The organism is Leifsonia sp. SIMBA_070, assembly GCF_046534635.1.
Classification (GTDB): Bacteria; Actinomycetota; Actinomycetes; order Actinomycetales; family Microbacteriaceae; genus Leifsonia.
Window position 1 is genome coordinate 1 of sequence record NZ_JAWRYK010000281.1, and the last position, 272, is coordinate 272.

At 41.5% G+C, this 272-nt stretch carries 1 protein-coding gene; it reads right to left on the minus strand.

Annotated elements, in window-relative coordinates; genetic code table 11:
- Positions 1-68 precede the first annotated feature (68 nt).
- The coding region (locus SB754_RS20355) for a hypothetical protein (protein WP_410784176.1) at positions 69-272 on the minus strand (204 nt) is incomplete at its 5' end.

Below are 272 nucleotides of genomic sequence, written 5' to 3' on the forward strand. Positions count from 1 at the left end.
CTTTTTTCAAGTGTCCATCTTGCGGGTCACAGTTCACCCCTTTTTGGATGGGAGTTAAGTATACGCTTCTATCTTTCCATCACCCGAACCAGGTCCTTGCTGGATATGTCCGGCCCAGCATTGATTCGCTTCATAGCAAATAAAGTTTGGGGTTGACCTTTTATTATAGTATTGATGTATTGATTCCCCTTTTGGTGGATAAAGTTACTTTGTATGTGTTTGGCAAAATAAAAGTACACTCTTTGGCAACCGAAAAGTGCAGACCATTTCCG